Source organism: Devosia soli, assembly GCF_000970455.1.
GTDB classification, from domain to species: domain Bacteria; phylum Pseudomonadota; class Alphaproteobacteria; order Rhizobiales; family Devosiaceae; genus Devosia; species Devosia soli.
In genome coordinates this window covers 168,508-192,253 of record NZ_LAJG01000021.1, presented here as the reverse complement: position 1 = coordinate 192,253, position 23,746 = coordinate 168,508, and the positions used below count along the sequence as shown (strand labels likewise).

Here is a 23,746-nt window from a genome sequence, read left to right as displayed (position 1 = left end):
AAAGAATGTCCGGCACACTGATCCTGGTCCGTCACGGCCAGAGCGAATGGAACCTCAAGAACCTGTTCACCGGTTGGCGCAATCCCAACCTGACCGAACAGGGTGAAAGCGAAGCGCGCGCCACCGGCAAGGCGCTCAAAGCCCAGAACTTTGCGCCGGACCTTTTCTATACCTCGGCCCTCCGCCGCGCCCAGCACACGCTCGATCTGATCCTTGAAGAGATGGGCATTCTCAACGTCACGATCACCCGCAACACTGCGCTCAACGAGCGCGACTATGGCGATCTGTCGGGGCTCAACAAGGATGACGCCCGCGAAAAGTGGGGCGAAGAACAGGTGCACATCTGGCGCCGCTCCTTCGACGTTCCGCCTCCGGGCGGCGAGTCGCTCAAGGACACGGCGGCCCGCACCCTTCCCTATTACGAAGCCGAAATCCTGCCCCAGCTCAAGGCCGGCAAAATCGTGCTCATCGCCGCCCATGGCAATTCGCTCCGCGCTCTTGTCATGGCTATCGAAGGCCTGACGCCGGACGAAATTCTGGCCCGCGAAATCGCGACGGGCGAGCCGACGGTTTACAAGATCGGGCCGGATGGAAAGCTGGTCGAGCGGGTCAAGCTTTAGGGTAGCCCCCATCTAACCTCCCCCTGGCAGAGGAGGGACGCATCGCGTTTGCTTTTATACTTGACCAGACCACCGGCATATCCCTCCCCCTATCAGGGGGAGGCTTGGAGGGAGTTGCGGGGATTCACGTGAAACTCAGCCCTCAATGCGCCGCCGAAACGATCCCGGCCTCCCAGCCGAGAATCGCCCGCTTCCGCGGCACGCCCCAATGATATCCCGTCAGCGCGCCAGAGGTGCCCACCACCCGGTGGCAGGGCACCACAAAACTGATCGGGTTCTTGCCCACCGCTGCCCCAACTGCCCGTGAGGCTGTTGGCCGGCCGATCTGGTTGGCGACGCTCGAATAGGTCACTGCCTGCCCCACGGGAATCCTGAGCAGCGTTTCCCAGACTTTTACCTCGAAATCCGTTCCGATCAGCACGACCCGCACCGGATGATTCGGCGACCAGCGCCGAGGCTCGAAAATGCCGGCGACCATTGGGGCAATCCGCGCGTCATTGCGCGTAAACCGGGCCCGCGGCCAGCGATTGGCAAGATCGGCAAAGGCTTCTTCGACGCTGGTGTCCGCATCGGCAAAGCCAAGCCCCGAAATTCCGTAATCAGTGCCGTGATCACCGCGAGTCCGAAGGGCGACGGCGCCACGCCCCAGATCATGTCGATCCCCTCGCCCCCGGCCCGAAACACACCCGGCGGCATGGCTTCATAAGTCACAAAAAGATCGTGGAGCCGCGAGGTCGATGACAGGCCCACTTCATAGGTCGTATCGAGCACGCTCGCCTGATTGCGCAGCAGCGATTTCGCATGATCGAGCGCCACCGCCTGCGCAAAGCTCTTGGGTGACAGCCCGCACCAGCGCCGGAAGAGCTCCGTCAACTGTCGCTCGGTAAGCCCCAGAGCCCGGGCAAAGCGCGGCAGGTCGGTGGCATCGGGTCCGTTTTCGCTGAGATAGCGAATGGCGGCGCGGATTGTGTCATAGTCGCTTTCGGGCGCAAGCGCGGCAAGCTGGTTCATTTCCCGGCACCTCGGTTCAATTCGGGAAATCTAGCGCTGCGGAGACCTCTATTCGACCCGGTTTTTACCGGCTCAGCTCGCCCTGGCCTTGCGCAGCGCGCGGCCGAAGGCGCGGGCAAAACTCGATTTGTCGGCGACAGCCATGAAGCCACCGACTTCGATCAGATCGGCGCCATGCCGCAGATGCATCGCGAGCGTCCGCTCATTATCGTCGCGCTTCAGAACAAGCCGCACTTTTTTCGGATCGAAGCGCCGGAGCTTTTTTTCCTGTCGCCGTCCGTTCGTCAGGATTTCCACCTGATCGGTCCAGACAGTAACCTGTTCGACGAGCTTGGCGCGCCGGGCCTGGCGCCAGGAAAAAGCGGTCAACCCACCCCCTGCCAGCACGAAGCCAGCCGTTCCCGGCAGGATGAATTCTGGCACCGCCACGAGAAACGGCAGCCCCAAAAGCCCCGCAACCGCCAACCCGATCCAGCCGCCTGCCGCGCGCAAGGATCTATCCGGCCGCAAGGTGGCCGAAAAGAGCGGACTGGTCGTGGTGCTGGTTTGCATTGGCATGATGGACTCGCCCTGAAATATTGGCAGAGATTCGGGGTCGAGAGAATGCCAAGTCCTAAAAAAGTGAAGAAATTGAATCGTGCGGCCGCCGAAGCCATTTTCGAGCGGTTTCACGAGATCGAACCCGAGCCCAAGGGCGAACTCGACTACGTCAACGCCTTCACCCTGCTGGTCGCCGTCGTTCTCTCGGCGCAGGCGACGGACGCCGGCGTCAACAAGGCCACCAAGCGCCTCTTCGAACTGGCGCCCTCTCCCGCTGCCATGGTGGCGCTGGGGGTCGATCAGATCACCGAACTGATCAAGACCATCGGACTTTATCGCGGTAAGGCAAAAAACGTTTTTGCCCTTTCGCAGATGTTGATCGATCTCCATGGCGGCGAGGTGCCAGACAATCGTGAAGCGCTGGAGGCCTTGCCCGGCGTCGGCCGCAAGACGGCCAATGTGGTCCTAAACATCTATTTCAAGCAGCCGACCATCGCGGTGGACACTCACCTCTTCCGTGTCGGGAACCGCACCGGCCTTGCACCGGGGAAGACCCCGCTCGAGGTTGAGCTGGCGCTGACCAAGCAGGTGCCCGAGCGCTTCATGCTTCATGCGCACCATTGGCTGATCCTTCACGGCCGTTATATCTGCAAGGCGCGAAAGCCTGAATGCTGGCGCTGCCCAATCAGGGAGTGGTGTCTGTTCGAACCAAAGACGCCACTGCCGGGCGGCTAGCTCCCATATCCGCGCGCCATGGCCGCAGCGAACAGCGGGATCAGCAATAGCACCCCGGCTTGCATGTGAATGAACCGCCGGCTGGTGCCGATCTCATTGGCGGGCACGACATAGTCTGCAGCGCCGCCGCCCGCCTTGACCCAGCGCCGGATGGCGATGGTCGGCTGAATGGTCAGCAGTCCCATGATGAGGAAGGCGGCCATCTTCCCCCAGAAGGCGTGGTTGGTCAGATAATACATGGGGTCGATCCCGCCGAACCAGACGCGGACAACACCGACTGCAATGACCACCACGGCGATGACACCATAGACGGCATCCAGCTTGGCGAGTTGTCCCAGACGTTCGCCGCTTAGCCCCGGTCGCAGCAGCGCAAACTCCGCCGCGAAAACTGCGACCAGCGTAAACACCGCCAAATGGTGTGCGCATGCCAGTATCAGGTTCCAGTCCATTGCTCTGCCCTCGCACGGGTGTTAACGGTGCTCACATCTATTCTTCTAAAGTAAACAATGTCAACATCTCTGAATGCGCCCTATCATCATGGCAATCTGCGCCAGGCACTCCTTGAAGCAGCGCTGATCATTCTACAGAAAGAGGGTGAGGCTGGCCTCGGCCTGCGCGATCTGGCGCGCGCGGTCGGCGTGTCTCCTGCCGCCCCCTATCGCCATTTCGATTCGCGCGCTGCCCTTCTCGAAGCGCTCGCCGTGACGGGCTTCCAGCGTTTCGCCGCGTCGATGGAAGCCGTCGCAGCCAGCAACCCCAAGGATCCAATGGCCGCGATGGGCCGGACCTATGTCACCTTTGCCCTCGAAAACCCCAATCTCTTCCGCCTGATGTTCTCGCCACAACTCAAGAAGGATGGTCGCCCAGGCCTCAAAATGGCGGCAGACGCTGCCTTTGAAACCCTGCGTCACGTTGTCGGCGGCGATGTCGGCACTTGCCGCATCAAGGCGCTTGCTGCTTGGGCCAAGGTCCATGGACTTGCCATTCTGCTCCTCGATAGTCAGATCGCGCTGCGTGCCGGTGAAGATCGGGAGGCCCTGATCGCCGAGATCGTTGGCAGTCTCTAAAGCACTGGCGACGCCAAAGATTGCCCATGACGACCTCATGGGTTAAACCCCCGAGCGGTTTTTCCAAAAAAGTGTCCGGACCCCTAATGACCCAGACCCGCTTCGACGTGCTCACCATCGGCAATGCGATTGTCGACATCATCGCGCCCGTCGAGCCCGGTTTCATCGAGCGCGAAGGCATGAACAAGGGGATCATGCATCTTATCGATACCGATCGGGCCGAGGATCTTTATTCGAAGATGCCGCTTGGCCGGCAGCAGATTTCGGGTGGCTCTGCAGCCAACACCGCAGCCGGTGTCGCTTCGCTCGGCGGTCGAGCCGCCTTTGTCGGCAAGGTTGCCGATGATCCGCTGGGCGATGTTTTCGAAACCGATCTCGATGCCATCGGGGTTCACTACAATACCTCGCGCCTCAAGAACGGCGCGCTGACCGCTCGCTGCATGATCTTCGTTTCCGAAGACGGCGAGCGCACCATGAACACCTATCTTGGCGCCTGCCATCAGCTGACCGAAACCGATATCCGCCCAGACGATATCGGCGGCGCGGCCATCACCTATATGGAAGGGTTTTTATGGGACCCGGTGGAAGCCAAGAAAGCCTTCGTCCTTGCCGCGCACTATGCCCACAAGCATGAACGCGCCGCCGCCTTTACGCTTTCCGATCCATTCTGCGTCGATCGCTATCGCGCTGAATTCCTGGATCTGATCCGCTCGAAGACCATCGACTACGTTTTCGCCAATGTGCACGAATTAAAGTCGCTCTACGAAACCGACGATCTCGGCACCGCCGTCCGCGCCATCGCGCAGGATGCCGAATTGGCCGCCATCACCATGGGCGCCGAGGGTGCTATGGCGGTATACAATGGCGAAGTCGTCTCGGTCCCCGCCTTCGCCGTCGACAAAGTGGTCGACGCCACCGGCGCCGGCGACCTCTTTGCCTCGGGATTTTTGCTGGCCATGGCGCGCGGTCAGAATCTGGAGTCGGCGCTGAAGACGGGCTGCCTCGCTGCCTCGGAAGTGATTTCGCACATTGGCGCCAGGCCGCAGCTCGACCTGCAGGATCTTAGCCGGCAGCATGGTCTCGTCGGCTGAGAAGCTACTCTCAACTCTCCCCACGGGCAGGACCTCGTCGCCTCTTAAGGAGAAAAAATCCAGGGTGATGGACATTCTTTCCTCCGCAGACGAGCGAGTTGTTGCACCCGCAGACCCCTCATCCCAGCCGAAATTCGCAAAGCGAACTCAGTGATCCTTCGCGCCACCTTTTCCCTCAAGGGGAGAAGGGGCTTGCAGTGGCCGTGAAGGCTAAGTGCCCAAACTCGCGCGCATCTGCGTCAATGCGTCGGCGGTGGTTCCGGTCGGCCGGAATTCCAGCCCCACAAATCCATCATATCCCTGGTTCTGTAACCAGCCGAGCGGGCGCTTCAAATCCAGCCCCCCGCTCCCCGGCTGGTTGCGCCCTGGATGATCCGCCACATGCACATGCACGATGTGCCTGGCCCGATCACCAACCACCGCTTCCGGCACCTCGCCCATCACCATGGAATGATAAAGATCATAGGTGATCCCGATCTCGGGCCGATCCACCTCATCCATGATATCGAGCGCCTCGATCGTGCTCGTCAGATAATAGCTCGGATGATCCACCCGATCATTGAGCGGCTCGAGGCCCAGCTGCACGCCCGACCCCTTGAGCACATCCGCCGAGCGCGCCATGGCCAGCGTCAGATCATCGTGCTGCTGCGCGCGCTCGATCCCATCGAGCAGTGGCCCCGACTGGCAGATCAGCACTTTTGCGCCGAGCCGCATCGCCACGTCGCGGCTCTTTTCGAGCCCCGCCAAAAACCGGTCATGGTCCCCTGCCCGTGTCAGCTCCGCAAAGGGTTCGGCGACGATTCCGGCAAGGGCAACGCCGGTCTCGCCCAGCACGCGCTCGATCCCGTCGAGATCCTTGTTGGACCACAGCCAGAATTCGACCGCCTCGAACCCGGCCGCCTTGGCGAGCCGCACCCGCTCGACCGGATCGGGCGATTCCGGCACGAACAGCATTTCGATGCAGGCAGAATATTTCGTCATGCGAACCTCGTGCCGCCGCCCGCCATCTCGGCCAGGATCGCTTTCGCTGCTGCCGCCGGATCAGGCGCCTCGACGATTGGCCGCGCCACGACGAGATGCGTCGCCCCCACCGCCAGGGCCTCTGCCGGCGTCATAACCCGCTTCTGGTCGCCCAGCGCCGCACCGGCGGGCCGGATGCCTGGCGTCACGATGGCCATTTTGGGCCCCACGATCGTGCGCACCATTTCCGCCTCATGCGGCGAGGCGACAATGCCACCGATGCCGGCTTCCTTTGCCTGCTGCGCCCGCAGCGCCACAAGCCCGGCCGCGTCGCGCTCGTAGCCGGCCTCCTTGACGTCGGCATCATCCATCGAGGTGAGCACCGTTACGCCAAGGACGCAGAGCCCCGAGCCCGCAGCCGCCTTCTGCGCCGCACGCATCGTCTTGGGATAGGCATGAACGGTCAGCATCGCCGCGCCGGTTGCCGCGATCGCGCCGACGCCCTTTTCGATCGTGTTGTCGATGTCGAGCAGCTTGAGGTCGAAGAACACCTTCTTGCCCGCAGCAATCAGGTCCTTGCCCAGCGCAAACCCATCGGCCCCGTAAAAGCACTGGTAGCCGATCTTGAAATACTCGACCGTATCGCCCAGCGCGGTGATGATGTCCTCGGCGCGGGCGCGAGACGAAACGTCGAGCCCCACGATCAAATGGCCGGCCATGGCAAAATCCCTCCTGTCGCTGATTTGGGTTGGGGTCGCATATCGAGCCGCCTCCCGCAAGGCTCAATTGCCGATCCTATGCCATCATAAGAGCTTGTGGCGAGAGTCCTATGGCATCATAAGAGCCGCAATTCCTCTCTTCGGTTACAAAAGCATGCAGCAACAGGCCCTCTCAACCCTCGTCGCCTGGATGCGGCTCGATTCCGCCATCGCCGCCTTTCATCTTCAACTCAAGCAGCGCCATGGCATCACCGGCCTGCAGCTGGCCGTGCTTCACACGCTCGCGGAGCGCCCCCACATGGCCCTTGCTGCCCTCCGCAAGGGGCTCGACATGCATGCAGCGACCCTTGGTCAATCGATCGATGAACTGCGTCGCCTCGATCTCTGCATCGTCCGGACCGACCCGCGTGATCGCCGCGCGCGTCTCGTCGCCATCACGCAGAAGGGGCTCGATCTCGTCGGTGCCGTTCCGCTGGCCGGCCCCAATCGCCTCCGCCAGCTCGAAACCGATCCCGCGCGTCTCGATCGTCTCACCGAGGCGCTCAACGACGCCCTCGATCTTTTTGCCCTAAAGGCCTAGCGCCACCAGGCGTCGGGCAGCGCTTCCATTTCCATCCATTCGCTGAGTAGCTCCTGACGCTCGGGGTCGAACAAAAAAGCATTGCCGCCGCCGGGATGGGCGTGCCGACTCTGGTCCTCGCTCCGCGCGATCGCCCGCTTGCCGAAATGGCATTTGAGCAGCGTCCCCACGGCGCCATGCCCGCAAAAGATCACCGGCGTCTCGGGCGGGACGCTTTTGAGCGCCGTCAGCACGGTTCCGACGATCCGCTTTTGTGCATCGACGGCCCGCTCCCAGCCATCGGCGCTTGCTTCCGGCTCGGCAAAGAAGCGATCAGCCATCTCCTCGAACAGAGCCGGCGGCAGAAAGCCCGTCGAGCTCCTGTCGTTTTCGCCCATCAGATGATCGGCCAAAACCGGCGTGCCCGCCTGCGCGGCGAGAAGTTCCGCGAGCTCCAGCGCTTTAGTTTCCCGGCTGGAAAAAACAAATGTGCCCGCCGGGACGATCCGGCGGGCAGCAAAGGCTTCGGCTCTTTCCCGGCCCTCGGCCGAAAGCCCCCAAAGGGGCACCGGTACGGCGGCGTCGAGTTTGACCTGCGGATGGGTGATATAGAGCGCGTTCATCGCGAAAAGCTCGTGAGCTCGGTTACCATCTGCTCGACCTTGCGGATGATCGCGGGCTCGGTCGGATCGCCATTGGCGTCAAACGCCCCTTCGGCCGGCCCGATCCCCAGCAGCGTCGGCACGACTAACGTCCCGACCTTGGTCAGCGATTCGCGCAGATGGCTGAGACCCCAGATCGTCCCATATTTGCCCGAGCTCACCCCACCGATGCCGAACACGGCATGGCGAAAAGGGCTCGGCTTTTGCCGGCTGAGCCAGGTGATCGTGTTGATGATCAGCGGCGACGCGCCGCCATTATATTCCGGGCTTGCGATGAAGACGATGTCATGGCTGCGCCACATCTCGGCGAGCCGCACCGCCGCCTCCGGCACATTTTCCGCTTCGAGATCCTCGTTGAAGATCGGCATGGGAAAATCCCCAAGATCGATCTCGGTCACCGCAACCCCGGCTTGGGTCAGTGCGCGGCCCATATGCTGCTGCAAGACGCGATTATAGGAACCCTGGCGGATCGAACCGGAAAGGGTCAGCGCGGTCTTCATGAAATTTCCTTCGGGAATCGTGTCGAAGCCGGACGGCTTCAAGCGTCATAAAAGCAAGGGCAGAATTCCTGTCCCATTAACATACGTCAAGAGGAGACCCCGCATGCCAAGCATGATCTTCGTCAACGTCCCCGTCGCCGATCTCAAGGCCTCGATGGCCTACTACAAGGCGCTGGGTTTTGATCACAATCCGCAGTTCACCGACAACACAGCCGCCTGCATCGTCATCTCGGACGCGATCTACGTGATGGTTCTCACGCACCAAAAATTCAAGGAATTCTCGTCCAATCCCATCCCCGATGCCAAGATTGAGACCGGCGCGCTCTATGCCCTCTCACGCGACAGCCGCGAGGCGGTGGACGCCATCGCCGAAGCCGGGCTCAAGGCCGGCGGCAGCGAATTCCGTCCCGCCCAGGACATGGGCTTCATGTATTCCCGCGCCATCGCCGATCTGGATGGCCACGTCTGGGAATATGTCTGGATGGACATGAGCGGCGAACCGCCGTCAGCGTGACAAATAACAAAATGGCGGCCATTCTCTCTAAAAGAGGAGGCCGCCATGACGTCGAAGTTGATCATCGCCCACCTAAGCCACGATCTGCAACAGAAGAAGAGCTTCGTCACATTCCTATGGTCCGACGACATGACGAAGCGTCTTGGGCTGGAAGTGCCCTATGGCACATCGATTGAAGATATAGAAGCTGAAGCGCGCAGGGCCATCGCTGTCTTTACCGATGAGTTGAATGCCAGCGAGCTTCTTCCGCTCGCCTAGGCCTCAAACATCTTCTTGAGCTTATCGAAGAACCCACCCGATTCCGGGCTCGTCTCACCCGTCTCGAGCGAGGCAAATTCTTCGAGCAGTTCGCGCTGCCGCTTGCTCAGATTCTGCGGCGTCTCGATATCGAGCTGCACGTAGAGATCACCAACGTCCTTCGATCGTAGCACCGGCATGCCCTTGCCCTTGAGGCGTACGCGCTGGCCCGGCTGCGTGCCGGTCGGCACCTTCACCTTGGCGCGGGCATTGTCGAGCGTTGGCACTTCGAATTCGCCGCCCAGGGCGGCCGTCGTCATCGAAATCGGCACGCGTGCATAAAGGTCCGCGCCATCGCGCTGGAACAGGTCATGCGGCTTGATCGAGATGAAAATATAAAGATCGCCCGGCGGTCCGCCCCGCACCCCGGCCTCGCCTTCATTGGCAAGGCGAATGCGCGTGCCGTCCTCGATGCCCTTTGGAATATCGACCGAGAGTTTGCGGTTCTGCTGGCGCCGGCCCTGGCCACCGCAATCGGTGCAAGGCTGGTCCATCATCTGGCCGCGGCCCTGGCAGACAGGGCAGGTGCGTTCGATGGTAAAGAACCCCTGTGCGGCGCGCACCTTGCCGTGGCCATTACACTGCCGGCAGGTGTGGGTGCCCGTGCCGGGCTTGGCCCCAGTGCCGTCGCAGGTATCGCAGCCGACCAGCGTCGGCACGTCGATTTCGACCGTCCGGCCCTCAAAACTTTCCTCGAGCGCGATCTCGAGATTGTAGCGTAGGTCCGAGCCGCGCAGCTTTGACGCGCCGCCGCCACCCCGACGGCCGCCGCCGCCCATAAAGTCTCCAAAAATGTCTTCGAAGATATCGGACATGGACGAGGAGAATTCGGGCCCGAAGCCGTGGCCGCCGCGTCCGCCGCCATTTTCGAAGGCCGCGTGGCCGAACCGGTCATAGGCCGCGCGCTTTTGCGCGTCCTTGAGCGTGTCATAAGCCTCGTTGATTTCCTTGAATTTGGATTCAGCTTCCGAATTGCCCGGATTGCGATCCGGGTGAAACTGCATGGCGAGTTTGCGATAGGCACTTTTCAGCGTCGCTTCGTCGGCGCCCTTCTGACAGCCGAGCACATCGTAAAAATCGCGTTTTGCCAAAAATCTTCTCCGAAACAGCCGGTCGCGCTTTCGCTGCGCCCCGCTTAAATTCTTCTGTTGGTCCCTAGATGGCAATCGACCCCACTACCCGCAAGGGGTCTGGGGTCGGCAAGTCGCAGGGCCGCGTCGGGAGGTGCTTTAGCAAGAGTGGGGGGATGGGGCAATGCGAGTGATTCACGTGGAACAGCCGCAGCAAAAAGATGGAACACCCCGACACGCTGGGTAGTGACGCCCCCACCACCGTCATTGCCCGGCTTGTCCGGGCAATCCATCTACTCAAGTGTCAAAAAGCCAACTCGAAATGTCGGCCCAGTCCGGATTGACCGCCTCGATCAGATTGATCTTCCACTGCCGCGGATATTTTTTGATCGCCTTCTCCCGCCGGATGGCATCGACAACTAGATCATGCTCTTCAAGCCAGACCAGAGTCTTGACGCCATAGCGAGAGGTGAAGCCAGGCGTCAGTGCATGCTGGTGTTCGAAAAGGCGGCGCGAAGGGTTTGATGTCACGCCGGTGTAAAGCGTGCCGTTTTTCTTTGATGCCAGAATGTAGACATAGCCCTTCATAGTCAGAACATGCCGTGAAATGGACCACCCGGACAAGCCGGGTAGTGACGGTGGGGAATGAGCTGGATAGCCTCACCACCGTCATTGCCGGCTTGTCCGGGCAATCCATCTTTCCGCACCAAATACAAAAAGGGCCCGGTGTCACCACCGGGCCCCAAATTCCAAAACCGACAAAAAATTACTTCTTGTCGTCGTCCTTGACCTCTTCGAAGTCCGCGTCGACGACGTCGTCGTCTTCTTCGTCCCGGGTGCCATTCGCCTTGGCTTCGGCTTCAGCCTGCGAAGCCTTGTACATGGCTTCACCGAGCTTCATCGAGGCTTCGGCGAGGGCCGAGGTCTTTTCCTTGATCAGGTCGGCATTGTCCCCGTCGATGACGCCCTTGAGGTCGCTGATCGCGGTCTCGATGGCGGTCTTGTCCTCGGCCGAAACCTTATCGCCATAATCCTTGAGCGACTTTTCGGTCGAGTGGACGAGCGATTCGGCCTGGTTCTTGGCTTCCACCGCTTCGCGCTTGCGCTTGTCGGCTTCAGCATTGGCTTCGGCGTCCTTGACCATCTTTTCGATGTCGGCGTCCGAAAGACCACCCGAAGCCTGGATGCGGATCTGCTGTTCCTTGCCGGTACCCTTGTCCTTGGCCGAAACGTTGACGATGCCGTTCGCGTCGATGTCGAAGGTCACTTCGATCTGCGGCACGCCGCGCGGTGCGGGCGGAATGCCGGCGAGGTCGAAATTGCCGAGCAGCTTGTTGTCCGCGGCCATTTCGCGTTCACCCTGGAACACGCGGATGGTCACGGCCGACTGGTTGTCTTCGGCGGTCGAGAAGGTCTGGCTCTTCTTGGTCGGGATCGTGGTGTTACGATCGATGAGGCGCGTGAAGACACCACCCAGCGTTTCGATGCCGAGCGAGAGCGGGGTCACGTCGAGCAGCAGCACGTCCTTGACGTCGCCCTGCAGCACGCCGCCCTGGATGGCAGCGCCAAGCGCCACGACTTCGTCCGGGTTGACGCCCTTGTGGGGTTCCTTGCCGAAGAGCTGCTTGACCGCTTCCTGCACCTTGGGCATGCGGCTCATGCCGCCGACCAGCACCACTTCGTCGATCTGGGAAGCCGAAACGCCGGCATCCTTCATCGCCTGCTTGCACGGCTCAATAGTGCGCTGGATCAGATCGTCGACCAGCGATTCGAGCTTGGAGCGCGACAGCTTCAAGGTCAGGTGCTTCGGGCCCGAAGCGTCTGCCGTGATGAAGGGAAGGTTGATTTCGGTCTGGGTCGACGAGGACAGTTCGATCTTGGCCTTTTCGGCAGCTTCCTTGAGGCGCTGCAGAGCGAGCTTGTCATTGCGCAGGTCGATGCCCTGCTCTTTCTTGAATTCGTCGGCGAGGTAATCGACGAGACGCATGTCGAAATCTTCGCCACCAAGGAAGGTGTCGCCATTGGTCGACTTCACTTCGAAGACGCCATCGCCGATTTCGAGGATCGACACGTCGAAGGTACCGCCGCCAAGGTCATAGACCGCGATGGTGCCGGAATTCTTCTTGTCGAGGCCATAGGCGAGCGCAGCAGCGGTCGGCTCGTTGATGATGCGGAGGACATCAAGGCCGGCGATCTTGCCTGCGTCCTTGGTTGCCTGGCGCTGCGAATCGTTAAAATAGGCCGGAACAGTGATGACGGCCTGGGTGACGGTCTCGCCGAGATAGGCTTCGGCGGTTTCCTTCATCTTCTGCAGCACCATGGCCGAAACCTGCGACGGCGAGTACTTGTCGCCGGAAGCTTCAACCCATGCGTCGCCATTGTCGGCGGCCACGATCTTGAAGGGCACGAGACCCTTGTCCTTGGCCACGACCTTATCGTCGTAACGGCGGCCGATCAGGCGCTTGACGGCAAACAGGGTATTTTCGGGATTGGTGACGGCCTGGCGCTTGGCCGGCTGGCCGATCAGGCGCTCGCCATCCTTGGAGAAAGCGACCATGGACGGGGTGGTCCGGGCGCCTTCGGCATTTTCGATCACTTTGGGATTGCTGCCGTCCATAACGGCGACGCAGCTATTGGTTGTACCGAGGTCGATACCGATGACTTTTGCCATTACTCTAGCCTCTCTTTACAGCGAACCCTTGTGTGAAGCCCTTCTCGCAAAGCAGCTTCGTGCCCCAACGGGGCGGGTCCCTCGTAGGTTGATTTGGCCCGTTTCCGTGGCCTCGGGGCGTATATAGGGGGGTGAGCTTGGGGCTTCAAGCAGGCCAAGGCGCAGAAATGGGCTTGCCGGGCATAAAAGGCGCCGCCCCCGATTCGATGAGGCGGCGCCAGGATCAGACCGGTCAAATCAATCGGTCAGCGTATAGCTGTTGAGCGTGCAGATATCGACTTCATAGGCTTCGAGTTCGCCGCCTTCGGCCGTTTCGAAGCGGAAATCATAAAGACACTGGTCCGAGCCATCATAGATATAGGTGGTCGCCTGCATTCCCGATTCCAGCGTGCCAGTATCGCCGAGCAGATCGTCGCCCCAATCCTCGGTATTGCTCGGTGCGGCGTAGAAGTAGTGCAGTGCTTGCGACGAATTGTTGATCAGCGTGAATTCGACATTCTGCGCTGCAGCTGGCAAGGCGCCAGCCAGCGTCAGGGCGGCAACAGCGCCCAGGATTGCGGTTTTCATGGAAAAAGCCCTCAGATCCGGCGCACGTCGCGCCTGGACGCTGCTTTTCTGCCATTTTCGAATTTAATCGCCAAGAGGGATCGATGCGGCACTGCTGATAAGGTAAATCGTCTTTCGCAAAAGCCCGTCGCTCTATAAAACGCCGCCATGTTCACGCCCGGCACCGTGCTGTTGCACGACAACCTCGACCCCCAAGGCCAGACCCGCCTCTTTTCCGATCCTAAGGAGGTGCTCGTCGCCTATGACGTGGCGACCGCCCGGGTCGGTCTTGAGCGTCTTGAAACGGCGCGCAGCGAAGGTCTTTGGGCCGCTGGTTACCTTGCCTATGAACTCGGGTTCCTGTTCGAGGAGCGCCTGCAAAAGCATCTGCCGGAACGGAGCGAAACGCCGCTCCTCTGGTTCGGCCTTTATGATGGTCCGAAGGATTTTGCTGGCCTGCCGGATGCCGAGGACGGGTTCGCGGAAAACCTTGCGCCCCAAACATCCTTCGCCGGCTACGCGTCGGCCTTCGAGCGGGTGAAAAGCTATATCGCGGCCGGCGATGCCTATCAGGTCAACCTCACCTTCAAGGCCGGTTTTACCCTCAGCGGTTCGCCCCTCGGACTTTACCGGCGCCTCGCCCGATCACAAAAGACCGCCTATGGGGCCTATATCAATGCCGGCGATCATTTTGTCTTGTCGCGCTCGCCCGAGCTTTTTGTCTCGGGCACGGGCGACACGCTTTCCGCCCGGCCAATGAAGGGCACGATGCCCCGCGCGCCACTGGCAAGTCAGGACGCCGCCGACCGGGCAGCTCTCGCCGCCGATGAAAAGAACCGCGCAGAAAACCTGATGATCGTCGATCTCCTGCGCAACGATCTCTCCCGCATTTCTGAAGTCGGCTCGGTGAAGGTGACGGACCTTTTCACCGTCGAAACCTATTCGACCCTCCACACCATGACCTCAGGCATCACGGCAAAACGTCGCCCGGACGTAGGCATGTTGGGTGTAGTAAAAGACCTCTTCCCCTGCGGCTCGATCACTGGCGCTCCAAAATTGCGCGCCATGGAAATCATCCACGAAGTCGAAAGCGGTCCGCGCGGTCTCTACACCGGCTCCATCGGCTATATCGCCCCAAACGGGGACTTCGCCTTTAATGTCGCCATCCGCACTGCCATCATCGATGCGGCGGGCAATGGCACGATCGGCATCGGCGGCGGCATCGTCGCCGATAGCGAGGCGCAATCGGAATACAACGAGGCTCTTTTAAAATTGCGCTTCCTCAGCGATCCCGCCCCGCCGGTCACCCTCATCGAAACAATCAAATGGTCGCCGGTAGACGGTTTTGTCCTCCTCGGCCGCCACATCGCCCGGCTCCTCTCTTCGGCCGCCTATTTCGGTCTTCCCGCCGACGGCGCCGAAGCCACAATCCGGCTTCTGGCAGCAAGCCAAGCCTGGACCGCCCCCATGCGCGTCCGCCTAACGCTTTCAGAAGCCGGCATCGACATTACCGCCGTCCCGCTGCCGCCAAACCCCGACAAATTCAGCTTTCTCATTGCCAGTGAAGTGCTGCAATCAACGTCGGTCTGGCTCGCCCACAAGACCACCAACCGTACATTTTATGACCAGCCGCGCATCAAGGCGCATGACGAATTTGGCGTTGATGAAGTCGTCTTTTTGAACGAGCGTGGCGAACTGACCGAAGGCTCCATCACCAATCTTTTCATCGAGCGTGGCGAAACGCTCCTCACGCCCGCCCTATCCTCCGGTCTCCTCCCCGGCACCCTCCGCGCCGAACTGATCGAGACCGGAAAAGCCCAAGAGACCATTCTCACCCTTGCCGATCTGAGTGAAGCCGATGCAATCTTTCTCGGCAATTCCGTGCGCGGCCTCATCCGTGCCGAACTTCTTCAACCCGGAGCGCGCCCATGACGATCACCATCAGCCCCGAAGACGTCCTCGTCGTCGTCGACGTGCAATATGACTTTTTGCCCGGCGGAAATCTGGCGGTTGCTGGCGGCGATGAAATCGTGCCGCTGATCAATGCGCTGGCAAAAAAGTTCAAGAATGTCGTCATGACCCAGGATTGGCACCCCGCCGACCACATCTCGTTTGCGAGCCAACATCCCGGCAAGACCCCCTTCGAAACCGTCGAACTCGACTATGGTACCCAGGTCCTCTGGCCCGACCACTGCGTCTGGGCCACTCATGGCGCCGAACTTTCAAGCGACCTCGATCTCCCCCATGCGCAACTCATCATCCGCAAGGGCTACAATCGCGCCATTGATTCCTATTCCGGTTTCCAGGAAGCTGACCGGCAAACGCTGACCGGTCTTGCCGGCTATCTCAATGAACGCGACGTCGGCCGCCTCTTCGTCGTCGGTCTGGCGACTGACTTCTGCGTCGCCTGGACCGCGCTCGACGGCGCGGCCGGCGGGTTCGATGTGACGGTGGTCGAGGATGCTACCCGCGCAATCGATTCGAATGGATCGCTGGAAAAGGCCTGGGTTGATATGGAAGATGCTGGCGTCCAGCGCGTCATGAGCCGCGAGATTTTGGGCTAGGGCGCGGCCCTCGGGCAAAATCGCTCCGGTGGAGCGATTCTAGCGCACTAGGCCAGGAGAGCTGCGCTCGAATGGCGGGCAGCTCTATGCTCCAAAAACAAAAAGGGCCCGGTGTCGCCACCGAGCCCCAAAACCTGAAACCCAAAAATCAGACGTTCTTGTCGACGCCTTCCGGCGCTGCCGCACCAGTGGCTCCGCCGCCCTTGGCGACACCCACCATGGCTGGCCGCAGGATGCGCTCGCCGATGGCAAAGCCTTCCTGAACCACCTGTACGACAGTGCCTTCGGGCACATTCGGGTTCGGCACTTCGAACATGGCCTGATGCTTGTTTGGATCGAATTTCTGGCCGGCCGCCTCGATCGGCTTGACGCCATGCTTGCCGAGCAGCCGCTGCATTTCACGCTCGGCCAGCTCCAGCCCTTCGATCAGGCTCTTGAGCGTGCCTTCCGCCGTCTCGCGGGTCTCCTGCGGAATGACCAGCAGCGCCCGGCTCAACGCATCGGTCGCGCTCAGCATGTCACGGGCAAAGCCGGCGATCGCATAGGATCGGGTATCGGCGACGTCGCGCTCGGTGCGCTTCCTGAGGTTTTCCATTTCCGCAGCCGTGCGCAGCACGCGGTCGCGCAGTTCGGCATTTTCAACACGCAGGGCTTCGACGGGATCGACCTCCGGCTGTGCGGTTTCCGGGTTCTCGGTCTCCGGCGTTTCGCCCTGGGCGGCGTTCTCGTCGCTCATCATATCTGGGTTGACCTCTGTTGGAATTTGTTGCCCCGCATATCGGCCAATGCGGCAGCTTTTTCAATAGCTCACGGTCCCGAGCGCTTTCAGGAAAAGTGTCCGGCGTTTTTCCGTTTCGAAAGCGCCAACACCGCATCGAAGCGCGTCAGCGCGGCTTGGCCATCATCCGCGTCAAAACATTGGCCGTATAATCGACCACCGGCACGATCCGCGCATAGTTGAGCCGCGTTGGCCCGATCACCCCTAGAACGCCCACCACCTTATCGTTGGCGTCCTTATAGGGCGAGAGAATCACCGATGATCCCGAAAGCGAAAAGAGCTTATTCTCCGAGCCGATGAAAATACGAACCCCCTGAGCCTTTTCCGCATCGCTCAACAGTTCCAAAAGACCATCCTGGCTTTCAAGCGTATCGAACAATTGTCGCATGCGCTCGAGATCGTCGCTCGCCATGGCGTCATTGATCAGGTTCGCGCGTCCGCGCACGATCACCCGCGGCGCCGACGCGGGGCTATCCTGCACCAGCGTCGCAATGCCCTCGTCGACGAGCTTTTGCGTCAATTCGTCGAGCTCGGCCCGCTGCTCTATCCGCCGCGCATCGAGCGCCTTGCGCGCTTCCGACAGCGTCCGCCCCACAACATAGTTTGCTAAATAATTGCTCGCCTGCTGCAGCGCCGCGGCCGTAAATCCCGGCGGCAGCTCAAGGATGCGGTTTTCCACCTGTCCATCGTCACCCACGAGAATCGCCATGGCGCGGGAATTGTCGAGCCGCACAAATTCCACATGGCGAAGGACCATGTCGGCCTTGGTGGCGATCACGAGGCCGGCACCCTGGCTCAATCCGGACAGCAGCGAACTGGCTTCGGTCAGCATATCATCGACCTGCCGCCGCCCGGCATGGCCTTCCATATGCTGGGCGATGCTGCGCCGCTCGCTTTCGTTGACAGCGCCAACTTCGAGCATGGCATCGACGAAAAAGCGCAGCCCCTGCTGGGTCGGCGCGCGGCCGGCCGAGGTATGCGGGGCCGCGATCAAGCCCAGATCCTCAAGATCGGCCATTACGTTGCGCACCGAAGCCGGTGACAGCTCGGTCTGCAACAAGCGCGACAAATCGCGGGAGCCCACGGGCAACCCGGTATCGAGATAACGCTCTACCAGCCGCCGAAAAATCTCCTGGCTTCTGGCGTTGAGCACGCTGAGAAATTCGTCCTGCGAATAGACCATGGCTTTTTTGAATGAAATCGTCGGCTTTAACCTTGCCCCTCCATTTAAGCGCATAGGAGCCAACCGCCAAGCGTCCGGCGCTTGTTCAGCGGGGCGAGGAAGGTTAAGAGGCGGTAAACAGCAAAAGAGTTGCCTATCCATGCGGCCATCCGGACGCGCCCCCGATCAGATGCGGGCTGTCACCATCGAGCGCAATGTCTCCCTCAAGGCCGAAGGCTCCTGCCTCGTCTCTTTCGGTAATACGCGCGTTCTCTGCACCGCTTCGGTCGAAACGAGCCTGCCTGGCTGGTTGCGCGGCAAGGGCCAGGGTTGGGTCACCGCCGAATATGGCATGCTGCCCCGCGCCACTGGGACGCGCACCCGCCGCGAAGCCACCGCCGGCAAGCAGTCTGGTCGGACGCAAGAGATTCAGCGCCTCATCGGCCGCTCGCTCCGCGCCGTCGTCGATTTGACCGCCCTCGGCGAATCCCAGATCACGCTTGACTGCGACGTGCTCGAAGCCGATGGCGGCACCCGCACCGCCTCGATCACCGGCGCTTATGTTGCGCTATCCGATGCGATTCGCTGGCTCGAAGAACGCAAGCTGACCAAGGGGCCGGTGCTCAAAGATTCCGTCGCTGCCATTTCCTGCGGCATCTATCGCGGAAGCCCGGTGCTCGATCTCGATTATCTCGAGGACGTGGAAGCCGAGACCGATGCCAATTTCGTCATGACCGGGGCGGGAAAATTCGTCGAGATTCAAGGCACCGCCGAAGGCGCCCCCTTCGATCGCGCCGAACTCGACGCCCTCATGACCCTCGCCGGAAAGGGCATTTCCGAATTGACCGAATTGCAGAAGGCTGCGCTTTCCGCATGATTTTTTCGTTCCTCAAGAAAGCAAAATCCCTCCCCGCCAATCTTTCCCAAGACGGCGAAGCTGGTGGCGGGCAAGGGACGCAGCGGCAGCTGGCGCCAAGGGGCAGAGGTCGACCTTCAGGACCGGGCGATGGAGCCTTCCCCGCCCCAGCGAAGAATTGCGCCATCTGGAACGACATTCAACGCGCCTTGGAGTCCAAATGAGCATCCCAAAACTCCGCCGCGGTGATCGTCTGGTCCTTGCCACCCACAATGCCGGTAAGCTGAAAGAATTCCAGGAGCTCTTCGCGCCCTTCGGTCTAGAGCTGATCTCGGCCGGCGAACTTGGCCTGCCCGAGCCTGAAGAGACCGGCACCACCTTTGCCGAAAACGCCCGTACAAAAGCCCATGCCTCGGCCAAGGGCGCCAATATGCTCGCCCTTTCCGATGATAGCGGCCTTTGCGTTGATGCGCTCGATGGCCGACCCGGCGTCTATACCGCCGATTGGGCGGGCGTTCCGCGCGATTTCAATTTTGCCATGCAACGCGTTCAGGACGAACTCCTGGCAAAGGGCGCAACTACGCCCGAACAGCGCAAGGGCTCGTTCAACGCCACGCTCTGCCTCGCCCATCCCGATGGCCGCGACATGATCTTTGTCGGCAAATGCGATGGCACCTTGGTCTGGCCGCCGCGCGGCACTATCGGCCACGGCTACGACCCCATGTTCCAGCCTGAAGGTTTTGACATTACCTTTGGCGAAATGGCCGCGGAAACCAAACATTCCTGGGCCCCTGGCCAGCAGGGTCTTTCCCACCGCGCCCGCGCCTTCGCCCAATTCGTGGAGAACCAGATTGAAGGCTGAGGGACTGATGCTCGATCTGACATCACCCCCACCCAACGTCCCCCTCAAAGGGGGAGGGGCGCTCCCAGCTTGGGGCACAATCTGCGCAAAATTCACCGGCCTGACCCCTCCCCCTATCAGGGGGAGGTTGGGTGGGGGTCTTGGCAATCACCAAACTTCCTTCAGCCACAGGTGCCCAGCATGAGCAATCCCAACGACCTGTTCGGCGTCTATGTGCATTGGCCCTTCTGTGCCGCAAAATGCCCCTATTGCGATTTCAATTCCCACGTCCATCGCGGCCCATTTGACGAGGACGCTTTCGTCGAGGGTTATAAGCGCGAGATCGCCCATATGGCGGCGCTCTCCCCTGGCCGCCTCGTCCAGTCGATTTTCTTCGGCGGTGGCACGCCATCGCTGATGTCGCCCAAGGCCGTTGGCACGATTTTGGACACCATCGCTGCCCATTGGCAGATCGACAACAAGGCCGAGATCACCCTCGAAGCCAATCCGACCTCGGTGGAAGTCGACCGTTTTCGCGGGTTTAGAACAGCTGGCGTCAACCGCGTCTCGCTCGGCGTCCAGTCGCTGCGCGAAGGTCCGCTCGCTGAATTGGGCCGCCGTCATACGGTTGATGAAGCTATTGCGGCCGTCCGCATTGCGCAGTCGGTCTTTGAGCGCTCAAGCTTTGATCTCATCTATGCTCGCCCCAAGCAGACGCTTGAGGACTGGGAAGACGAGCTCAAGGAAGCCATCTGGCTCGCCAAGGGCCATCTGAGCCTCTACCAGCTCACCATCGAGCAGGGCACGCGCTATTTCGATCTCTTCAATGCCGGCAAGCTGCAGATGCCGAGCGAAGATCTCGGCGCCGATTTTTATGAGCTCACGCAGGAATTGACGGCCGCCGCTGGCATGCCGGCCTACGAGATTTCCAACCACGCCGTGCCCGGCCAGGAATCGCGCCACAACATGCTCTATTGGCGCTATGGCGAATATGCCGGCATCGGCCCGGGCGCCCATGGCCGGCTCCTCGTCAACCATCAGCGCCACGCCACCGCCACCGAAAAGCTGCCCTTTGAATGGCTCAAACTCGTCAACGAGTTCGGTCACGGCATGACGACGGACGATGTCCTTACCTGGGAAGAGCAGGGCGACGAATATCTCGTCATGGGTCTTCGTCTCAAAGAAGGCATTTCGCCGAGCCGGTTCATGTCGATCTCTGGGCGTACCATCGCCGAAAAGCAGATCCAGGCCCTCAAGGGCTATGGTTTCGTCGAAACGCTTCCCAACGGCAACATCCGCGTGACGGAAAAGGGTTTCCCGGTGCTCGATGCCGTGGTGGCGGATCTGGCGGCGTAACGCGCCGCTCGGGGGTAATTCTAGAGCTTCGGCCCCTCCACCGTCGTCGCTGCGCCTGTCTCGATCGTCTTGATGACCAGCGCATATTCCGCCCGGCCATTGCTCAGAAACCGGAACTGCCCATCCCGCCCGTTGAACCCGGACGGGCTCGTCACCAGCCCCGGATTATAAGGCGGCGTTGCCATAGAGAGCGTGTTCACATTGGCCAGGATCGTGGCCGTATAGGCAATCGTTGCCATCGGATGCGGCCGCGTGCCGAACCGGCTTTGATAGTCCCCGGTAATGGCAGCGAACCCGGCTTCATCGACGGCCGGAAAGATCGCCCCTGCAAGACCAGGCGTCGAAAGGATTGTCTGGTCCCCCGCCCAATCTGCCGATCCGACGATCTGCACGGCGTCTCGGCCGACGCCCGCGCTTGCCAGCGCCGTAGCAAAGGCTGGAGCACTGGCGCGATCAGGAATGAAAAGCGTATCGATCATGCCGCGATCGATCTGTTGCTTTGCCTGACCCACGATCTGCGCGGCCTCATTCGCCGCGGTGAACGTATAGACAGCGTTCGGCGCAAATCCCGCCGCGATCGCCTGCTGCCGGAATGCCGTGGCCAATGCGTCGCCATAGGGCGTCGAGGGAAACGCTCCCCCAATTCCCCGCCGTCCCTGCGCCTTCACATAGGCGAGCGACCGCTTCATCTCCGCGTCCGGCAGCACGGAGAGGAGATAGACCCCCTGCCCTGCGAGAGCCGGATTGTTGGCAAACCCGATCATCGGCACACCTGCCGCCCGCGCCACCGCGCCCGCGGCGGCGACCTGATCGCCCTTGAGTGGCCCAAGGATCAATTTTGCGCCACTCTGTACCGCCGCATTGGCCGCCGCCGCAGCGCCTGCCGCGCTATCCCCCGTATCGCGCAGCGTGATCGTGGTGTTTTCGGCAATGTTCGGATTGGCTTCGATAAAGGCCATGGCGAGCTTGGAGGAATTGGCGAGCGATTTCCCGAGTTCGGCCAGCGACGGCTCGCCCGAGAGCGGCAGGAGCAGCGCGACCTGAACCGGACCTCGCCCAAAACGCTCGCCGCCTGTCTGCGGCGCCTGCTGGATTGGTCCGGCACTATTCGGCGCCGTCCCGACATTGGTCGGCGGATTGCCCCAGCCAAGGGTTCGAGATCCGATCTGAAATGTGCCTGGCGAGCATGAGGTCAAAAGCGCGCCGAGCGCGAAAGCCAGCGCGCCACGAGCCCAATTACCCCAATCGTACCGCGATCGCATGAATGATGCTCTCAACGCTCCCCAAGTGTTAACAAACTCGTCTCATTTCGTTAAGCAAGTCTCAACCTCGGGGAGCCGCGCGCAGAATGGATCGACCAGCCGAATACTTCATTGCCGGCAACACCTTCGCCGCCCCCCCGCTCACGGCCGGCCTCTATGTCGTCTCGACCCCCATCGGCAACCTGCGCGACATCACCATCCGGGCGCTCGAAACCCTCGCTGCCGCCGATCTCGTTCTCTGCGAAGACACACGCACCTCGGCAAAGTTGCTCGACCACTACGGCATCCGGGGAAAACGTCAGGCATTACATGAACATAACGAGCGCGCCCGCGCCGAGGAGATCGTCTCCCGCATTGCGGGCGGCGAGGCCATTGCGCTGATCTCCGACGCCGGCACGCCCCTCCTGTCCGACCCAGGCTTCCCCCTCATCCGCGCTTTGGCCGAAGCCAATCTTCCCGTTTTCCCGATCCCCGGCGCCTCTGCTCTCTTGTCCTCGCTGGTTGTCGCCGGCCTCCCCACCGACGCCTTCGCCTTCCACGGTTTCCTGCCGTCTAAAGCCGGTGCCCGCGCTAACGCATTGGCAAAACTTGTGGATTCACGTGAAACACTGGTCTTCTACGAAAGCCCCCGGCGCCTCGACGACACTCTCGCCGCCATGGCCGAAGTTCTTGGTGACCGCCAGGCTTCCGTCAGCCTCGAATTGACCAAGCGCTTCGAGCGCACTTTTCGCGGGACGCTCGCAGAACTCGCCGAAAAGTTCGCCGGCGAAGAAACCAAGGGTGAGGCCGTCATCGTCGTGGCCGGAGCTGCCGAACCTAGCGCCCCCGCTGCCGAAGATTGGCAAGCCGACCTTTTTGCCGCCATGGCTGACCAGTCGATGCGTTCCGCCATCGATGAAATCGCCGCCCGCTATAGCCTCAAACGCAAGGAGGTCTACGATGCCGCCCTCGCGCTCAAGGCCCAGCCATAAAAAGCAAATCGCCGAACGCGGTGGTCAACGCGGCGAGGCGCTTGCCGCGCTGTTCCTGCAATTGAAACTCTACCGCATCCGCCATCGCCGCTACAAAACGCCGATGGGTGAGATCGACCTCATCGCTGAACGCAGCGGGACGATCGTCTTCGTCGAAGTCAAAACCCGTGCTCACCATGCGATCGAGGCTGAAGCGCTTGAAGCGGTAAACACATGGCGTATCGTCCGCGCCGCCGAGCATTGGCTTTCGCGCTACCCGGCAGAAGCCGAAAAGTCCTGCAGGTTCGATGTGATTTTCCTTGCACCCAGCCGCTGGCCGCGCCATCTCATCAACGCGTTCGATGCGGGGAGCCGACCTTAGGCTCGGCCGGAACCGCTAAGCAAAGGGACAAAA

Annotated in this window: 29 protein-coding genes; 14 read left to right on the top strand and 15 right to left on the bottom strand. The window is 61.1% G+C overall.

The genetic code is table 11. The features are described 5' to 3' along the window. Nucleotides 1–5: 5 nt before the first annotated feature. Nucleotides 6–620: a 2,3-bisphosphoglycerate-dependent phosphoglycerate mutase gene (locus VW35_RS09945; RefSeq protein ID WP_046142887.1), complete on the top strand. Its 615-nt coding sequence runs from the start codon at nt 6–8 to the stop codon at nt 618–620. Nucleotides 621–762: 142 nt separating this feature from the next. Here the strand turns inward: VW35_RS09945 and VW35_RS22205 are convergent, their stop codons facing one another. From VW35_RS22205 to VW35_RS22005, 3 genes are all read right to left on the bottom strand, one after another. Then, nucleotides 763–1,041 (bottom strand): methylated-DNA--[protein]-cysteine S-methyltransferase, encoded by a 279-nt coding sequence (locus VW35_RS22205; protein ID WP_342016914.1) that lies wholly within the window; start codon nt 1,039–1,041, stop codon nt 763–765. Further along, complete coding sequence (locus tag VW35_RS09940; protein ID WP_342016913.1) at nt 1,035–1,631, bottom strand: helix-turn-helix domain-containing protein; 597 nt, start codon at nt 1,629–1,631, stop codon at nt 1,035–1,037. Before VW35_RS09940 ends, VW35_RS22205 begins: the two co-directional genes overlap by 7 nt. 72 nt (nt 1,632–1,703) lie before the next feature. Continuing rightward, the gene (locus VW35_RS22005; RefSeq protein WP_083982625.1) at nt 1,704–2,189 is read right to left on the bottom strand and encodes a DUF2244 domain-containing protein; all 486 of its coding nucleotides are present in this window, start codon (nt 2,187–2,189) and stop codon (nt 1,704–1,706) included. 45 nt (nt 2,190–2,234) lie between these two features. Between VW35_RS22005 and nth the strand changes: the two genes are divergently transcribed. Further along, nucleotides 2,235–2,906, top strand: coding sequence for an endonuclease III (gene nth, locus VW35_RS22000; protein ID WP_046142885.1), 672 nt, complete (start codon nt 2,235–2,237; stop codon nt 2,904–2,906). Here the strand turns inward: nth and VW35_RS09925 are convergent. Beyond that, nucleotides 2,903–3,355, bottom strand: a complete 453-nt coding sequence (locus VW35_RS09925; RefSeq protein WP_046142884.1) for a DUF2214 family protein — start codon at nt 3,353–3,355, stop codon at nt 2,903–2,905. The genes nth and VW35_RS09925 overlap by 4 nt on opposite strands. 57 nt (nt 3,356–3,412) lie before the next feature. On the opposite strand from VW35_RS09925, the gene VW35_RS09920 reads away from it, so the two are divergent. After that, nucleotides 3,413–3,973: a TetR/AcrR family transcriptional regulator gene (locus VW35_RS09920; protein ID WP_046142883.1), complete on the top strand. Its 561-nt coding sequence runs from the start codon at nt 3,413–3,415 to the stop codon at nt 3,971–3,973. 86 nt (nt 3,974–4,059) lie between these two features. Next, a complete protein-coding gene (locus VW35_RS09915; RefSeq protein ID WP_046142882.1) occupies nt 4,060–5,064 on the top strand; it encodes an adenosine kinase in 1,005 nt (334 codons plus the stop codon). Nucleotides 5,065–5,274: 210 nt separating this feature from the next. On the opposite strand, the gene VW35_RS09910 is transcribed toward VW35_RS09915, so the two are convergent. Together VW35_RS09910 and pyrF are read right to left on the bottom strand one after the other, a co-directional pair. Beyond that, entirely contained in the window at nt 5,275–6,045 is a 771-nt protein-coding gene (locus tag VW35_RS09910; RefSeq protein WP_046142881.1) for a TIM barrel protein, read from the bottom strand. Beyond that, on the bottom strand, nt 6,042–6,743 hold the full coding sequence (pyrF, locus tag VW35_RS09905; protein ID WP_046142880.1) for an orotidine-5'-phosphate decarboxylase: 702 nt from the start codon (nt 6,741–6,743) through the stop codon (nt 6,042–6,044). Before pyrF ends, VW35_RS09910 begins: the two co-directional genes overlap by 4 nt. A 154-nt stretch (nt 6,744–6,897) precedes the next feature. Between pyrF and VW35_RS09900 the strand changes: the two genes are divergently transcribed. Then, nucleotides 6,898–7,323 carry a MarR family winged helix-turn-helix transcriptional regulator gene (locus VW35_RS09900; protein WP_052951633.1) on the top strand — a complete coding sequence of 142 codons (426 nt, stop codon included), beginning with the start codon at nt 6,898–6,900 and terminating at the stop codon, nt 7,321–7,323. Here the strand turns inward: VW35_RS09900 and VW35_RS09895 are convergent. Further along, nucleotides 7,320–7,925, bottom strand: a complete 606-nt coding sequence (locus VW35_RS09895; RefSeq protein ID WP_046142879.1) for a histidine phosphatase family protein — start codon at nt 7,923–7,925, stop codon at nt 7,320–7,322. The genes VW35_RS09900 and VW35_RS09895 overlap by 4 nt on opposite strands. Then, the gene (locus tag VW35_RS09890; RefSeq protein ID WP_046143052.1) at nt 7,922–8,464 is read right to left on the bottom strand and encodes an NADPH-dependent FMN reductase; all 543 of its coding nucleotides are present in this window, start codon (nt 8,462–8,464) and stop codon (nt 7,922–7,924) included. The genes VW35_RS09895 and VW35_RS09890 overlap by 4 nt, the downstream gene beginning before the upstream one ends. Nucleotides 8,465–8,567: 103 nt before the next feature. Here VW35_RS09890 and VW35_RS09885 point away from each other — a divergent pair, with 103 nt between their 5' ends. Both VW35_RS09885 and VW35_RS09880 read left to right on the top strand, forming a co-directional pair. Next, nucleotides 8,568–8,978 carry a VOC family protein gene (locus VW35_RS09885; RefSeq protein ID WP_046142878.1) on the top strand — a complete coding sequence of 137 codons (411 nt, stop codon included), beginning with the start codon at nt 8,568–8,570 and terminating at the stop codon, nt 8,976–8,978. A 45-nt stretch (nt 8,979–9,023) separates the two neighbouring features. Next, the gene (locus VW35_RS09880; RefSeq protein WP_046142877.1) at nt 9,024–9,236 is read left to right on the top strand and encodes a hypothetical protein; all 213 of its coding nucleotides are present in this window, start codon (nt 9,024–9,026) and stop codon (nt 9,234–9,236) included. Here the strand turns inward: VW35_RS09880 and dnaJ are convergent. The 4 genes from dnaJ to VW35_RS09860 form a co-directional block, all read right to left on the bottom strand. Continuing rightward, nucleotides 9,233–10,366, bottom strand: a complete 1,134-nt coding sequence (dnaJ, locus tag VW35_RS09875) for a molecular chaperone DnaJ (protein WP_046142876.1) — start codon at nt 10,364–10,366, stop codon at nt 9,233–9,235. The genes VW35_RS09880 and dnaJ overlap by 4 nt on opposite strands. A gap of 276 nt (nt 10,367–10,642) precedes the next feature. After that, a complete protein-coding gene (locus tag VW35_RS09870) occupies nt 10,643–10,933 on the bottom strand; it encodes a GIY-YIG nuclease family protein (RefSeq protein WP_046142875.1) in 291 nt (96 codons plus the stop codon). 178 nt (nt 10,934–11,111) lie between these two features. Further along, a complete protein-coding gene (gene dnaK, locus VW35_RS09865; protein ID WP_046142874.1) occupies nt 11,112–13,016 on the bottom strand; it encodes a molecular chaperone DnaK in 1,905 nt (634 codons plus the stop codon). 237 nt (nt 13,017–13,253) lie between these two features. Next, complete coding sequence (locus VW35_RS09860; protein ID WP_046142873.1) at nt 13,254–13,583, bottom strand: hypothetical protein; 330 nt, start codon at nt 13,581–13,583, stop codon at nt 13,254–13,256. A 147-nt stretch (nt 13,584–13,730) separates the two neighbouring features. Between VW35_RS09860 and VW35_RS09855 the strand changes: the two genes are divergently transcribed. Both VW35_RS09855 and pncA read left to right on the top strand, forming a co-directional pair. Further along, a complete protein-coding gene (locus tag VW35_RS09855) occupies nt 13,731–15,494 on the top strand; it encodes an aminodeoxychorismate synthase component I (RefSeq protein WP_046142872.1) in 1,764 nt (587 codons plus the stop codon). Continuing rightward, entirely contained in the window at nt 15,491–16,126 is a 636-nt protein-coding gene (pncA, locus tag VW35_RS09850; RefSeq protein WP_046142871.1) for a bifunctional nicotinamidase/pyrazinamidase, read from the top strand. Before VW35_RS09855 ends, pncA begins: the two co-directional genes overlap by 4 nt. A gap of 148 nt (nt 16,127–16,274) precedes the next feature. Here pncA and grpE read toward each other — a convergent pair whose 3' ends face one another. Next, a complete protein-coding gene (gene grpE / locus VW35_RS09845; protein ID WP_046143051.1) occupies nt 16,275–16,862 on the bottom strand; it encodes a nucleotide exchange factor GrpE in 588 nt (195 codons plus the stop codon). Nucleotides 16,863–17,010: 148 nt separating this feature from the next. Next, entirely contained in the window at nt 17,011–18,087 is a 1,077-nt protein-coding gene (gene hrcA / locus VW35_RS09840; protein ID WP_244465871.1) for a heat-inducible transcriptional repressor HrcA, read from the bottom strand. Between the two features lie 139 nt (nt 18,088–18,226). Between hrcA and rph the strand changes: the two genes are divergently transcribed. The 3 genes from rph (at nt 18,227) to hemW (ending at nt 21,119) form a co-directional block, all read left to right on the top strand. Further along, a complete protein-coding gene (gene rph, locus VW35_RS09835; RefSeq protein ID WP_046142869.1) occupies nt 18,227–18,943 on the top strand; it encodes a ribonuclease PH in 717 nt (238 codons plus the stop codon). 199 nt (nt 18,944–19,142) lie between these two features. Continuing rightward, entirely contained in the window at nt 19,143–19,784 is a 642-nt protein-coding gene (locus tag VW35_RS09830) for a non-canonical purine NTP pyrophosphatase (RefSeq protein WP_046142868.1), read from the top strand. 180 nt (nt 19,785–19,964) lie between these two features. Beyond that, nucleotides 19,965–21,119, top strand: a complete 1,155-nt coding sequence (hemW, locus tag VW35_RS09825; protein ID WP_046142867.1) for a radical SAM family heme chaperone HemW — start codon at nt 19,965–19,967, stop codon at nt 21,117–21,119. Nucleotides 21,120–21,139: 20 nt separating this feature from the next. On the opposite strand, the gene VW35_RS09820 is transcribed toward hemW, so the two are convergent. After that, the gene (locus VW35_RS09820) at nt 21,140–22,381 is read right to left on the bottom strand and encodes a penicillin-binding protein activator (RefSeq protein WP_046142866.1); all 1,242 of its coding nucleotides are present in this window, start codon (nt 22,379–22,381) and stop codon (nt 21,140–21,142) included. A gap of 86 nt (nt 22,382–22,467) precedes the next feature. On the opposite strand from VW35_RS09820, the gene rsmI reads away from it, so the two are divergent. Together rsmI and VW35_RS09810 are read left to right on the top strand one after the other, a co-directional pair. After that, entirely contained in the window at nt 22,468–23,352 is an 885-nt protein-coding gene (gene rsmI / locus VW35_RS09815) for a 16S rRNA (cytidine(1402)-2'-O)-methyltransferase (RefSeq protein ID WP_046142865.1), read from the top strand. Next, the gene (locus VW35_RS09810) at nt 23,321–23,713 is read left to right on the top strand and encodes a YraN family protein (protein WP_046142864.1); all 393 of its coding nucleotides are present in this window, start codon (nt 23,321–23,323) and stop codon (nt 23,711–23,713) included. The genes rsmI and VW35_RS09810 overlap by 32 nt, the downstream gene beginning before the upstream one ends. Nucleotides 23,714–23,746: the final 33 nt, after the last annotated feature.